Below are 13,090 nucleotides of genomic sequence, written 5' to 3' on the forward strand. Positions count from 1 at the left end.
CGCCACCGGCACTTCGGCCACCGCTGGCGCTTCCGCCGCCACCGGCACTTCGGTCGTCTCTGGCGCTTCCGCCGCGACCGGCGCATCTGCCGCCACCGGCACTTCGGTCGTCGCTGGCGCTTCCGCCGGGACTGGCGCGTCTGCCGCGACCGGCGCATCTGCCGCCACTGGCGCTTCCGCCGCAACCGGCACTTCGGTCGTCACCGGCGTTTCTGCGGCAACCGGGGCGTCGGCCGTCACCGGGGCCTTGGAGGCGACCGACGATTCGGCCGTGGCCGGGTCGGTGGTCTCGATCGCATCGTCCGAGTCCTGGCCGTCGTAGTCCGCGGCGAGCGATCCAACGCGCAAATCACGCATCAGGAACGCCGGAACGTGATCGCCCATGCCAACGACGTTGGACTCCGAGCGCGACGGGCGGCCACGGCGCGGCTCGGCCGTCCGTGATTGCGGTTCGCGGGAATACACCTCGCGGACCATGCTCTCGCGAGGACGGGCCTCCTCTGCGGTGGCCTCGACCGGTGTCCTGGTGTCGGCTTCCGGTCGCATCCGGCGCTCACGACGGCGCTCGCCTCGGTCGGCACCGCGATCACGCTCGGTCCGGTCGCGCTCCCCACGGTCGCTGCCACGCTCATTGGCACCGTTGCGGCGGCGCTCGGCGCTCGGACGGTCAGGAAGAACCTCCTCGGAACCGAGCGGGCTCGGCATCACCTGGACGGCCTTCTTCACCAGCTCCTCGATCTTCACGAGGTATTTCTCGTCTGCCGGCAGGCAGAGCGTGAAGGATTTGCCGGAGCGCCCGGCGCGGCCGGTGCGGCCGATGCGGTGGACATAGTCCTCCGAATGGATCGGCACGTCGAAGTTGAAGACGTGGCTCACGTTCGGAATATCGAGGCCGCGTGCCGCCACGTCGGACGCGATGAGCAGCTTCAGGTCGCCATCACGGAACCGGCTGAGGATCGCCATGCGGAGCTTCTGGTCAAGATCGCCGTGCAGCGCCTCGGCGTCGAAACCGTGTCGCTTCAGCGACTTCGCGACCACGTCAACGTCCCGCTTGCGGTTGCAGAAGACGATGCCGTTGGTGAGCGCGTCGCCCTCGCTGCGCACGAGCCGCCGCAGCACCTCGCGCTTCTCGCGGTCGGCGGTGTCCTTGCGCTTCGGCGCGTGCTTCACCACCCACTGCTCGATCGTCTCGGAGGTCGTCGCCTGACGTGCGACCTCGACCCGGATCGGGTTATGCAGGAACGTGTCGGTGATGCGGGTGATTTCCGGCGCCATCGTCGCCGAGAAGAACAGCGTCTGGCGGGTGAATGGCACCAGCTTGAAGATGCGCTCGATGTCGGGAATGAAGCCCATGTCGAGCATCCGGTCGGCCTCGTCGACCACCATGATCTGCACGCCGGTCAGCATCAGCTTGCCGCGCTCGAAATGGTCGAGCAGCCGCCCCGGAGTGGCGATCAGCACGTCGACGCCGCGGTCGATGAGCTTGTCCTGGTCCTTGAAGCTGACACCACCGATCAGGAGCGCCATGGAAAGCTTGAGATGCTTTGAATATTTCTCGAACTGTTCCGCCACCTGCGCGGCGAGTTCGCGCGTCGGCGCGAGCACGAGGCTCCGCGGCATCCGGGCGCGGGCGCGGCCCTTGGAGAGGGCACAGAGCATCGGCAGCACGAACGACGCGGTCTTGCCGGTACCGGTCTGGGCGATGCCGAGCACATCGCGCCCCTCGAGGGCGTGCGGGATCGCCTGGACCTGGATCGGAGTCGGCGTGGCGTAGCCGGCTTCGGTGACGGCCTGAAGGACCCGCGGGTCCAGCGAGAGGTCGGAAAACTGGGTCATGTAGCCTTGCGTTGGTTGCTATGCGGCGTCGGCGGCCGCAGTCTCCAAGCGGCCCCGGACTCCCGTATTGGAGCCCTATCTGAGTGCGCTGCATATAAACCCACCGGTTCCCAAGGTCAACCTGACCTGAACAGGCGCGTGAGCGCCATCAGGGGAAGTATAGCAACGCGGTTCACGACCCATGATCCGGCTTTCAGGCCGGATTTGCAGACAAGACGCGGTGAAACGCGCCCGTCGACGCAGCCCCGGGACCGACCCTGAAATCCGGTATGGTTCCTTGTCTGATTCGCCCCATGTGGACAGGCTCCCCGCAAGGGCCGTCCGGTGGTTGGTTAGCGCAAGAACCTGCGAAACTGGGCGAGGGCGAGGAAGAAGTAGGCCGCGCTGATGACGACGAGTGCTGCGAATTGTGGCCAGACCACGGCGAAGCCGGCGCCGCGGAACAGGATCGCCTGGGCGAGAATGACGAAGTGGGTGTTCGGCGCGGCGAGCATGATGGTCTGGATGACCTCCGGCATGCTCTCGCGCGGGGTCATCGCGCCGGAGAGGATCTGCAAGGGCATGAGGATCAGCATCATCAGAAGTCCGAACTGAGGCATCGCGCCGGCGATCGTCGCGATGAAGATCCCCATGCAGGTGGTCGCAATGAGCTGCAGTGCCGTGGCGGCGAGAAAGAGGGTCAACGAGCCGCCGAGCGGCACCCCGAGCAGACCCTGCACCACCACCAGAAGCGAGAAGGCGGTCGCGACCCAGACGACAAGCGCCATCGACCAGACCTTGGAGAGCATGATTTCCGTCGGGGTCACCGGCATGACGAGCAGGTGTTCGATCGTGCCGTGTTCGCGCTCGCGGATCAGCGCGGCGCCGGTCAGGATGATCGAGAGCATCGTGACCGAAGTGATGACATTGGTGATCGCCCCGAACCAGCTCTGGTCGAGCGCCGGATTGAAGCGCGCGCGGAGCGCGAGGTCGGCATTGGGCATGGGCGCCGAGCGATAGCGGTCCACATACTCGCGGACCTCGCTCCCGACGATCGAACTGATGTAGCCGCCGCCGGTGAAGGCCTGGGTCATCCGAGTGGCGTCGATGTTGAGCTGGACCTCCGGCATGCGGCCGGCGGCCACGTCACGCTCGAAGCCGGGCGGGATGACGAGGGCGAAGGTGTCGAGGCCCATGTCGAGCCGCGCGTCCATCTCGTGCTCGCCGATCAGCACCGGCGGATTGAAGTGGGGCGGGTAGAAGGCGGTGGTGATCCGGGTCGAGAGCGTCGACTGGTCGCCATCGACGATCGCGAGCGCGGCGCGGTTCAGCGCGTCCGGCACCGAGCGCGACTGCATGTAGACCGCGATCGAGAAGGAATAGACGATGAGGATCAGCATCGCCGTGTCGCGGGCGAGGCCACGCAGTTCCTTGATCCCGAGGTTGAGGACGTTGGCGAGGCGCATTGCTCACCGCTCCTGCTTGCGAAGGAAGATGGCGGCGAGCCCGAGCAGGACCGGGATTGCGAGGACGAGCGGCCAGTAGCTTGCCGCGAGATCATCGAAGCCGAGCCCCTTGGAGAAGGTGCCCCGGGCGATCGTCGTGAAATGCGCGGCGGGGAAGATCCGGCCGATGAGCGCGCCCGCACCCTCCAGCGAGGAGACCGGGTCCATCAGGCCGGAGAACTGCATCGATGGGATGAGGGTCAGGAGCGCGGTGGCGAAGATCGCCGCGGTCTGGCTCCGCATGAAGGTCGAGATGAAGAGCCCCATCGCGGTCGCAACGAACGCGTAGAGTACCGCGCCAAGCGTCAGCGCGAGAAAGCTCCCGGTGAACGGCACCTGGAAGAAGAACACCGCGAAGGCCATGAGGAGCAGGAAGTTCAGCAGCGAGACCGCGATGTAGGGCAGTTGCTTGCCGAGCAGGAACTCAAGCCGTGTGACGGGGGTCACGTAGAAGTTCACGATGGAGCCGAGTTCCTTCTCGCGGACGATGGACAGCACCGTGAGCATCGCCGGGATCATCAGGAGCAGCATTGGCAGGACTGCCGGTACCATGGCGATCAGGCTCTCCACGGTCGGGTTGTAGCGATAGCGGATCACCAGGTCGAAACTGCCGGGCGTCGCCGCCGCGCCATGGAGTTCACGAGCCTTTCGGGCGAGCCAGGTCGCATGCATCCCCTGCACGTAGCCGCGGACCGTCTCGGCGCGCGACGGCATGGCGCCGTCGATCCACGCGCCGATCTCGACCGGGACGCCGCGGGCAAGGTCGCGGGCGAAGCCGGGGGGGATCTCGAGGGCGAGGCTGATCTCGCCGGCGCGCATCCGTGCGTCCATGTCGGCGTGGCCGGTGAGTGGCGTCGCCTCGATGAAGTAGGGCGATCCCGCGATGTCGAGTACGTAATCGCGGCTGATCGTCGTGTCATCGTGGTCGAGGACTGCGAAGGAGAGGTCGCGCACGTCGGTGTTGATGCCATAGCCGATGACGAACATCAGGATCAGGCTGCCGAGGATGGCGAGAGTCGCGCGGATCGGATCCCGCCGCAGCTCCAGCGCCTCGCGCGTGGTGTAGGCGAGCATCCGTCGCGGATCGAACGCCCGGCTGCGGGTCGGGCCGGTCTCCGCGGCTTCGGCGAGAGGAGGCGGGGGTGCCGCCGTCCCGCCCTCGCCGATGGCGTCCTCGAGACAGGCGATGAAGGCGGCTTCGAGGTCGGCCGCGCCCTGGCGCTCCACGATCGCGGCCGGGGTGTCGCTGATGAGGACGCGGCCGGCGTGCATGAGCGAGATCCGGTCGCAGAGTGCGGCCTCGTTCATGAAGTGGGTGGAGACGAAGATCGTCACGCCGTCGCGCCGCGACAGTTCCCCGAGCATCTGCCAGAAGCCGGCGCGTGCCACCGGGTCGACGCCGGAGGTCGGCTCGTCGAGGATGAGGATGTCAGGCCCGTGGATCAGCGCGACCGCGAGGCTCAGACGCTGGCGGATGCCAAGCGGCAGCGCGTCGGGCAGCGCGTCGACCACGTCCGCAAGCCCGAACCGCCCGACCATCGCCTCGACGCGGCCCGGGATGTCGTCCTCCGCCATCTCGAAGAGCCGGGCGTGCAGCACGAGATTCTGGCGTACCGTCAGTTCGGTGTAGAGCGAGAAGGCCTGGCTCATGTAGCCGACGCGCCGGCGGGTCTCCATGTCGCGCGGATCGACCTCATGCCCGAAGAGCCGGGCGGTGCCAGCGCTCGCGGGCAGGAGACCGGTCAGCATCTTCATCGTCGTGGTCTTGCCGCAACCGTTCGAGCCGAGAAAGCCGAAGATTTCCCCGCGCTCGATGCGGAAGCTGACGTTATCGACGGCGGTGAAGTCGCCGAAGCGCATGGTCAGCCCCCCGGCCTCGATCGCCGCCGTGCCGTCCGCCTGCGTCGTCCTCGGCGGGATCGCCATCCCCTCGTATCCCTCGCGCCGCTCCCTTGGCAGAAGTGCCACGAAGGCGGCATCGAGATCGGCGGTACCGGTCCGCGCCATCAGCTCCGCCGGAGTTCCCGTGGCGAGCACGTGGCCGCTGTCCATCGCGACGAGCCAGTCGAAGCGTGCCGCCTCCTCCATGTAGGCGGTGGCGACGATCACGCTCATGTCCGCCCGAGCGGACCGGATCGAGTCGATGAGCTCCCAGAACTGGCGGCGCGACAGTGGGTCGACGCCGGTCGTCGGCTCGTCGAGGATCAGCAGGTCGGGGTCATGGATCAGGGCGCAGCAAAGACCGAGCTTCTGCTTCATGCCGCCCGAGAGCTTCTGTGCCGGGCGGTCGGCGAAGGGGGCAAGCCCGGTGCTCTCGAGGAGGCGCGCGATGCGGCCCTGCCGCTCGGCCGTGTCCTGCCCGAAGAGCCGCCCGAAGAAGTCGACGTTCTCGGCGACCGAGAGCGTGGGATAGAGGTTCCTGCCGAGCCCCTGCGGCATGTAGGCGATCCGCGGCTGTACCGCGCCGCGGTGGATCACGTCGGAGATGTCGCCCCCAAGGACGGAGATCCGGCCGGTCTGCACCGCGCGGGCACCGGCGATGAGCGAAAGCAGGCTCGATTTGCCCACCCCGTCCGGCCCGATCAGCCCCACCGTCGTGCCGGCCGGCAGATCGAGGCTCACGTCAACGAGCGCCCGGGTCCGGCCAAAGACGAGGCCGACGCCCTCGATGCGGGCGACCGGCCCGGCGGCGGCCGCGTTCATTGCACGAGGTTCGTGGAGAGGAACTCCGGCCACTGCGCCTCGGGGTCGAGGCGAACATAGGCCATGCCCGGCAGGCCGGTCTTCACGTACTGGATGTACCTCTGCAGCAGTTCCTTGGGCACCTGAGCGCGGACGCGGAACATGAGCTTCTGGCGCTCTTCCTCGGTCTCGACGGTCTTCGGCGTGAACTGCGCCACGTCGGCCACGAAGCGCACCGATGCGGGCACAACCCATTGCGGCGCGGCGTCGAGCACCAGCCGCACCTCGGTTCCGATCGCCACGCGACCTGCCTCGGCCGTCGGCAGGAAGAAGGTCATGTAGACGTCGCTGAGATCGACCATGTTCAGCACGCGTCCGCCGGCCGCGACCACCTCGCCGGGCTGCGCCACGCGAAACTGCACCCGCCCGTCGCGCGGTGCGCGCAGGGTCGAGTCGTCGATGCTCACCTGGATAGCCTCGATGGCGGCGGCGGCGGCATCGACCGCCGCCCCGGCATCGACCACGGAGGCCTGCGCCGCGCTGATCGCGGCATCGGCCGCCGCGAGCTGTGCCTCCGCCGCCGCGAGGCCGGCCGCGGTGCTTTCGGCGGCGGCGCGGTCATTGTCGAGCACCGATTGCGGAATGGTGTTCGCGTGCGCCAGGGGGATCGAGCGAGAGAGCTGGCGCTGCGTGGCGTCGTTGTCGGCGCGGCGCTGGCCGATCGTCGCCTCGGCCGCCCGCTTCTCGGCCTCGCGCTGGCGCACGAAGCTCGTCGCGGTCTCTACCCCGATCTCCGCCCGCCGCTGCTCGGCCTCGGCCTGACGAAGCTGCGCCCGGAGCTGGGCGGTGTCCATGCGGGCGAGTTCCTGCCCGGCGGTGACGAAATCTCCCTCGTTGACCAGGATATCGCCGATCCGGCCGGCGACCTTGGCGGAGATGTCGATCGCCACCGCCTCGATCCGCCCGTTTCCGCTGGCAAACCCCGATGGCAGCCCGCCGCCGCTCAGCCGCTGCCACGCGACGTATCCGATGATCGCGGCGGCGAGCAGCGCGATAGCGGCGAGGATCAGCCCTCGTCTGCCCACAAATCCAGCAGTCATGCCCGTCCTCCAGCCCCGCGAATAACTAATTCGGGTGCTAAATTGCGCAATTCATCGCTCGTCTGCCGTGTTCATAGGGCATCGATCTGAGCGCTCCAAGTCCCACTGAGAGACAAAGAAAAAAAGTCGACTTCTACAACTTGACTCTTTCAGTCGGATTAAGCGATGACCGTCGCGTATCACACGGAAAAGAGAGGAGCTTTCTCGCATGAGAGAGACCGGATCACTGCGCGCAATCGTTACCGCGGCAGGCCTGCTTTCGACCACCGCCCTGGTCGCCCCGGGCGCCATGGCGCAGGCGGTGGAAGATGACAGCAGCTTCGTGCTCGACCCGGTCGTCGTGACTGCGTCGGGCTTTCAACAGACGGTGACGGATGCTCCCGCAAGCATCTCGGTCATTCCGGGCGAACAGCTTCGAAACGAGTCGTTCCGCGACCTCGCGGACGCCGTCCGGCACACGCAAGGTGTCTCGGTCATCGGCAATGCCAACGAGCAGGACATCTCGATTCGCGGCCTGCCGGGATCCTATACCCTGATCCTCGTCGACGGCGTCCGGCAGGGCACCCGCAACGCCCGGCCGAACGGCTCCGCCGGTTTCGAGCAGAGCTTCATCCCCCCGGCGGTCATCATCGACCGGATCGAGGTGCTGCGCGGGCCTGCGTCGACGCTCTACGGCTCCGATGCGGTCGGCGGCGTGATCAACATCATCACCAAGAAGGTGTCCGACGTCCCGACCGGCAGCTTCGGCCTTTCCTACACGAAGCAGCAGCACGACAAGTACGGCGACGACATGCAGGCTCAGGCCTATGTCGCCGGGCCGCTGATCGAGAACCGCCTCGGCTATCAGCTCTGGGGTACCGCCTTCGGTCGCGACGAAGACGAAATCCTGGAGGGCAGCAACGAGCGCGAGAACTACCAGCTCGCCGGCCGCCTGACCTTCACGCCGAACGAGCGGAACGCCTTCATGCTCGATGCTGGCACCGAGCGGCTCCAGAATCGCAGCACCCCCGGAAAGAGCACCGAAGGCGACATCGGCGCGGACCGCCACAACGACCGTTCCTATGTCCGGCTCTCGCACGAAGGCACGTGGGACTGGGGCACGAGCTTCCTCTCGGCCCAGCGCGAGGTTGGCGAGCGCACCACGTTCGAGCTCGGCGAGGAGCAGCCGCGCTCACCGGAGATCACCAACATCGTGCTCGACGGCCGCGCCACCGTGCCGCTCGGCGATCACATGGTCTCGTTCGGGACGCAGTACATCAAGAACACCCTGAACGATCAGAACCCCGGTCTGCGCAACGAGGTCGATTACGACTTCTCGCTCTGGCAGGCGGCGCTCTACCTCGAGGACGAGTGGGCGGTGACGGACCGGCTGTCGATCACCGGCGGCCTGCGCATGGACTATCACTCCGAGTACGGCGACCACTATTCGCCGCGCCTCTATGCGGTCTACGGCCTGACCGATCAGGTGACGATCAAGGGCGGTGTCTCGACCGGCTTCCGCGCGCCGGAGATCCGGGCGATCGTGCCGGGCTATGCTTACGCCACGGGCGGCAGCGGCTGTTTCTATGGGCCGGAGAGCGAGTTGCCCGAGGGAATGGGGCCGTGCGGCGTGATCCTCGCCAACCCGGACCTGAAGCCCGAGACTTCGACGAACTTCGAGGCGGCGGTCATCTACGACAACCTCGAGGATCTCACCCTCGGCGCCACGGTCTTCCACACCGAGCTCAAGAACCAGGTGAACAACGAGCGGGTTTATAATGACGACGGCAGCTTCGCCCGCTGGGATCAGGATCCGAACTATACCCTCTTCCGCCAGTACAACCTCAACGAGGCGCGGATGCAGGGTGTCGAGCTGACGGCGCTGTGGGAAGCGACCAGCACGCTGCGGTTGACGGCCAACTACACCTACATCGACAGCGAGCAGAAGACCGGAACCTACGCGGGCCTGCCGCTCAACCGGACCCCGGAGCACTCGGGCTCGGTGCGGGCGGACTGGGTGACGCCGGTCGAGGGACTGAGCAGCTACCTCGCCGGCAACTACATCGGCGAGCAGATCAACGCCGGTCTCCGCATTGGTGAGAACGGGAGCCCGATCTACCGGGACGGCGAGGTCGTGGCGCGCAAGTACGACGGCTACTTCACCGCCGACATCGGCGCGAGCTATGCGCTGACCGACAGCGTGGCGTTGAACGGCGCCATCTACAACGTCCTCGACAAGCAGGTCGGCCCCGACGAGGTGGACGACGTGGTCGCCGGCCGGCGCTTCTGGCTCGGCCTCACCGCCACCTTCTAGAGGCGGTCACCGCCCCGGCCGGTCTGGCCGGGGCTTTTCGTCCAGTGCGGCCTCACTCCCAGTGATAGAGCGCGGCCAGCCGTCCCTGATGGCGCGTCACTTCGATCGGCACGCCGTAGATCGCCGCGAGGACGTCCGGGCGGAACACCGCTTCCGGCTCCCCCTCGACCACGAGCGCCCCGTCCTTCAACGCCACGATCCGGTCTGCCCAGGCGGCGGCATAGTTGATGTCGTGCAGCACCACGACGATCGTCCGCCCGTGCTCGTCGGCGAGGCTCCTGAGCCGGCGCATGAGAGACCGCGCGAAGGTGATGTCGAGATTGTTGAGCGGCTCGTCGAGCAGCAGGTAGTCCGTCGCCTGCGCAAAGGTCATCGCCACGAAGGCGCGCTGCCGCTGCCCGCCCGAGAGCTCGTCGAGGAAGCGGCCCGCGAGGCTTCCGAGTTCGAACTGCTCGATTGCCGCGGCAACCGCCTGCCTGTCCGCCTCTCCCGGGCGGCCCCGGCAATGGGGATAGCGTCCGAAGGCCACGAGATCCTCGACCGTCAGCCGGGTGCCGAGCACGGTTTCCTGCCGCAGGACCGCAAGCTTCAGCGCGAGGGTCTCCGACGGTGTTCGCGCAACGTCGAGCCCGTCGAAGCGGACGCGTCCCGACTGGAGCGGCAGCAGCCGGCCCATGAGCGAGAGCAGCGTCGACTTGCCTGCGCCGTTCGGTCCGATCAGCGCCGTGACCCCGCCCTTGGGCAGCGACAGGCTGACATCGCGCAGCACAGGCGTCGTGCCGTAGCCGTAGCTGACCCCGTCGATCTCGATCATGCCGGACGTCCTCGCAGCAAGAGGAAGAGGAAAAGCAGGCCACCGGCGAACTCGATGACCACCGAGAGCGTCGCCTGAAGCCCGAGCGCACGCTCGAAGACCGTCTGGCCCGCGATCAGGATCGTGGCGCCGATCATCGCCGCCGCCGGCAGCAGGTGCGCATGGCGCGGCGTCCGCATGACCACATGGGCGAGGCTGGCAACGATCAGCCCGAAGAAGGCGACCGGGCCGACAAGCGCGGTCGACGCCGAGACGAGGACCGCGACGACGACGAGTGCCAGTTGGCAGAGCCTGTCATGGTCGATCCCGAGGCCGATCGAGACCGAACGCCCGAGGGCCACGACGTCGAGCGCATGGCGTTGCCGCCAGGCGAGCCAGAGCGCCACGAGGGCAAGGAGTGCGGCGACCATGAGAAGCTCGCCCCGAACCCTGCTGAAGGTCGCGAAGCTCGCGCCTTGCACCACGGCGAATTCATTCGGATCCATCAGGCGTTGCAGCATGCCTGCGAGGCTTCGGAAGAACGTCCCGAGGATCACGCCGACCAGCAGCATCCGGTGCAGGTCGGTGCGCCCGCGCCCGAGCAGCAGCGTCAGGAGCATGACCGCCGCCGCCACCATCGCGGCGGTCTCGATCAGGAACTTCAGCCGCGCGTCGAGCGCCGCGTATCCCACACCGCCGAGCAGGAACACGAGTCCGGTCTGGAAGAGGCCATAGAGCGCGTCGAACCCCATGATCGACGGCGTGAGGATCCGGTTCCCCGCCACGGTCTGGAACAGCACCGTAGCCACCCCGACCGAGGCCCCGACGAGCGCCAGTGCCGCGAGACGCTCGCCGCGGAAGCCGAGCAGAAAGCTCCAGTTCCCCTGCGGCGCCACCAGCATGAAGGCGAGTGCCGCGAGAAGCGTCAGCGCGGCGAGGAGTGCCAGGCGCCTACGTGGCATGGCGCGGCGCCCGCAGCAGAAGCCAGAGGAAAAGCCCCGAGCCCAGCACCCCGAAGACGGTCCCGACCGGGATCTCGTAAGGATAGCGCGCCAGCCGCCCGACGATGTCGCAGGCGAGGACGAGGGTGGCGCCGGCAAAGGCGACCCACGGCAGCGTCCGCCGCAGGTTGTCGCCCATCATCCGGCTGACCAGGTTCGGCACGACAAGCCCGACGAAGGGGATCATGCCGACGGTGACGACGACGAGCGCGGTGATGATCGAGACGATGACGAGGCCGAGTGCGACGACCGTACCATAGCTCAGTCCGAGCCCGAGGCTCGCGTCCTTGCCGAGGCTTGCGATGGTGAAGCGGTCAGCGGCGGCATAGGCGATGATCGCGGCGGCGCCCGAGAGCCAGAGCAGTTCATAGCGCCCGGCAACCACGCCGGAGAACTCGCCGTTCATCCAGGTCCCCAGGTATTGGATCAGGTCGTGCTGGTAGGCGACGAAGGTCTCGCCCGCGCCGAGGACGCCGCCGTAGACGATGCCGACCAGCGGCACGAGCAACGGCTGGGTCGGCGGCAGGCGGCGAACGATCACGAGAAACACCGCCGTGGTCGCGAGCGCAGTGACGCTCGCCGCACCCATGCGCATGAAAAGCGGCGCTGCGGGTGCGAGCAGTGTCACGGCGAGGAGGCCGAGGGCCGCGCCCTGAGCCGTGCCCGCGGTCGTTGGCTCGGCGAAGCGATTGCGGGCGATCACCTGCATGATGACGCCTGCCACCGCCAGCGAGGCGCCGGTCAGGAGCACCGCCGCGGTGCGTGGCAGGCGGCTCACGAAAAGCAGAAGCTGGGCGCCGGGGTCCGTGAGGACCCCGGCGGGATCGAAGTCGCCGACCCCGACCTGAACGCTCACGAGGGCGAGCGCGAGGAGCAGGCCGGCCGCAAGGCCCGCCTTCGCCGTCAGCCTCATCCGCCGAAGGCGTCGGTGATCTGACCGAGGAGCCCGGTGATCGAGCGCACGCCGCCGCCGGCGATGTACATGCTCGACGGGTCGAGGAAGACGAGGTGGTCTTCCTTCCAGGCCGTCGTCTCATGCACCAGCGGGTTGTCGAGCGTCTGGCGCGCGCTGTCGCCTTCCTGCTGGACCGCCGCCGCGCGATCGACGACGACGAGCCAGTCCGGGTTTGCCTTCTGGACGAACTCGAACGACACGGCCTCGCCATGGGAGCCTTCGTAGGTGGTGGCCACCGCCGCAGGCAGCCCAAGGTCGGTGTGGATCCAGCCGAAGCGCGAACCCGGTCCGAACGCGGACATCTTCGGGCCGTTGGTGAGCAGGACGAGGCCGTTGCCCTTGCCTTCGATCGCCGCCTTTGCATCCGCGACGGCACGGTCCAGCCCTTCCGCGAGCTCCGCCGCTGCGTCGTCCTTGCCGAACAGCGTCCCGTAGGCGGTGAGCCGTGCGCGGGCGTCCCCGATGAGGGAGTCCCCGCCGATCGTCATGTCGATGGTCGGCGCGATCGCCGAGAGCGCGTCAAACTGCGTCGCTGAACGGCCGCCAATGACGATCAGGTCAGGCTCGAGCGCCGCCACGGCCTCGAAGTTCGGCTCGAAGAGCGTCCCGACCGTCTCGGCCTTGTCCTTCAGGTGGTCGAAATGCGGAAAGTAGAGAGTGTCGGTCACGCCGACCGGAGCGATGCCGAGCGCATCGAGCGTGTCGAGCGCCGCTATATCGAACACCACCACCCGTTCTGGCCGCTCCAGTTCGACTGGTCCACGGGCGGTTTCGATCGTTTCTGCGAAGGCCGGGGAGGCGAGCAGGGTGAGCAGGGCGAGCAAAGCACGCGAGATCATGACAGGGGTCCCTTCTTGGCAATGCTTGGCTGGGCGGACCTGGCTGTGCATGGAGTGGCTTTAAAGGCGCGGCCCCACGTGTTCAATCGCCGGGGGCAATGGATCCG

General features: G+C 67.6%; 8 protein-coding genes and 1 pseudogene. 1 reads left to right on the forward strand and 8 read right to left on the reverse strand.

Going from position 1 to position 13,090, the window contains the following annotated elements; all coding sequences use genetic code 11:
• Nucleotides 1-288: 288 nt before the first annotated feature.
• The 4 genes and pseudogenes from HNP73_RS23220 to HNP73_RS08720 all read right to left on the reverse strand — a co-directional run.
• Nucleotides 289-1,836, reverse strand: a pseudogene (locus HNP73_RS23220) (DEAD/DEAH box helicase); the annotation flags it as partial.
• 332 nt (nt 1,837-2,168) lie between these two features.
• Nucleotides 2,169-3,281 carry an ABC transporter permease gene (locus HNP73_RS08710; protein ID WP_184148288.1) on the reverse strand — a complete coding sequence of 371 codons (1,113 nt, stop codon included), beginning with the start codon at nt 3,279-3,281 and terminating at the stop codon, nt 2,169-2,171.
• 3 nt (nt 3,282-3,284) lie between these two features.
• A complete protein-coding gene (rbbA, locus tag HNP73_RS08715; RefSeq protein ID WP_184148289.1) occupies nt 3,285-6,023 on the reverse strand; it encodes a ribosome-associated ATPase/putative transporter RbbA in 2,739 nt (912 codons plus the stop codon).
• Nucleotides 6,020-7,102: an HlyD family secretion protein gene (locus tag HNP73_RS08720; RefSeq protein WP_184148290.1), complete on the reverse strand. Its 1,083-nt coding sequence runs from the start codon at nt 7,100-7,102 to the stop codon at nt 6,020-6,022. Before HNP73_RS08720 ends, rbbA begins: the two co-directional genes overlap by 4 nt.
• A 208-nt stretch (nt 7,103-7,310) precedes the next feature.
• On the opposite strand from HNP73_RS08720, the gene HNP73_RS08725 reads away from it, so the two are divergent.
• Nucleotides 7,311-9,395, forward strand: a complete 2,085-nt coding sequence (locus tag HNP73_RS08725; RefSeq protein ID WP_184148291.1) for a TonB-dependent receptor domain-containing protein — start codon at nt 7,311-7,313, stop codon at nt 9,393-9,395.
• A 52-nt stretch (nt 9,396-9,447) separates the two neighbouring features.
• Here HNP73_RS08725 and HNP73_RS08730 read toward each other — a convergent pair whose 3' ends face one another.
• Genes HNP73_RS08730 through HNP73_RS08745 form a run of 4 tightly spaced genes read right to left on the reverse strand, consistent with a single transcriptional unit; the run spans nt 9,448 to nt 12,983 of the window.
• Complete coding sequence (locus HNP73_RS08730; protein WP_184148292.1) at nt 9,448-10,209, reverse strand: iron ABC transporter ATP-binding protein; 762 nt, start codon at nt 10,207-10,209, stop codon at nt 9,448-9,450.
• Complete coding sequence (locus HNP73_RS08735) at nt 10,206-11,150, reverse strand: iron chelate uptake ABC transporter family permease subunit (protein ID WP_184148293.1); 945 nt, start codon at nt 11,148-11,150, stop codon at nt 10,206-10,208. Before HNP73_RS08735 ends, HNP73_RS08730 begins: the two co-directional genes overlap by 4 nt.
• A complete protein-coding gene (locus tag HNP73_RS08740) occupies nt 11,140-12,102 on the reverse strand; it encodes an ABC transporter permease (RefSeq protein ID WP_184148294.1) in 963 nt (320 codons plus the stop codon). Before HNP73_RS08740 ends, HNP73_RS08735 begins: the two co-directional genes overlap by 11 nt.
• The gene (locus tag HNP73_RS08745; RefSeq protein WP_184148295.1) at nt 12,099-12,983 is read right to left on the reverse strand and encodes a siderophore ABC transporter substrate-binding protein; all 885 of its coding nucleotides are present in this window, start codon (nt 12,981-12,983) and stop codon (nt 12,099-12,101) included. Before HNP73_RS08745 ends, HNP73_RS08740 begins: the two co-directional genes overlap by 4 nt.
• Between the last annotated feature and the right edge of the window lie 107 nt (nt 12,984-13,090).

The sequence above is a fragment of the Amaricoccus macauensis genome (genome assembly GCF_014201905.1).
GTDB classification, from domain to species: Bacteria; Pseudomonadota; Alphaproteobacteria; order Rhodobacterales; family Rhodobacteraceae; genus Amaricoccus; species Amaricoccus macauensis.

Excerpts from the sequence above, each read along its gene's own strand:
- HNP73_RS08710 (WP_184148288.1), bottom strand. The coding sequence starts at position 3,281 with ATGCGCCTCGCCAACGTCCTCAACCTCGGGATCAAGGAACTGCGTGGC.
- HNP73_RS08735 (WP_184148293.1), bottom strand. The coding sequence starts at position 11,150 with ATGCCACGTAGGCGCCTGGCACTCCTCGCCGCGCTGACGCTTCTCGCG.
- HNP73_RS08745 (WP_184148295.1), bottom strand. The coding sequence starts at position 12,983 with ATGATCTCGCGTGCTTTGCTCGCCCTGCTCACCCTGCTCGCCTCCCCG.
- HNP73_RS08730 (WP_184148292.1), bottom strand. The coding sequence starts at position 10,209 with ATGATCGAGATCGACGGGGTCAGCTACGGCTACGGCACGACGCCTGTG.
- HNP73_RS08725 (WP_184148291.1), top strand. The coding sequence starts at position 7,311 with ATGAGAGAGACCGGATCACTGCGCGCAATCGTTACCGCGGCAGGCCTG.
- HNP73_RS08720 (WP_184148290.1), bottom strand. The coding sequence starts at position 7,102 with ATGACTGCTGGATTTGTGGGCAGACGAGGGCTGATCCTCGCCGCTATC.
- rbbA (WP_184148289.1), bottom strand. The coding sequence starts at position 6,023 with ATGAACGCGGCCGCCGCCGGGCCGGTCGCCCGCATCGAGGGCGTCGGC.
- HNP73_RS08740 (WP_184148294.1), bottom strand. The coding sequence starts at position 12,102 with ATGAGGCTGACGGCGAAGGCGGGCCTTGCGGCCGGCCTGCTCCTCGCG.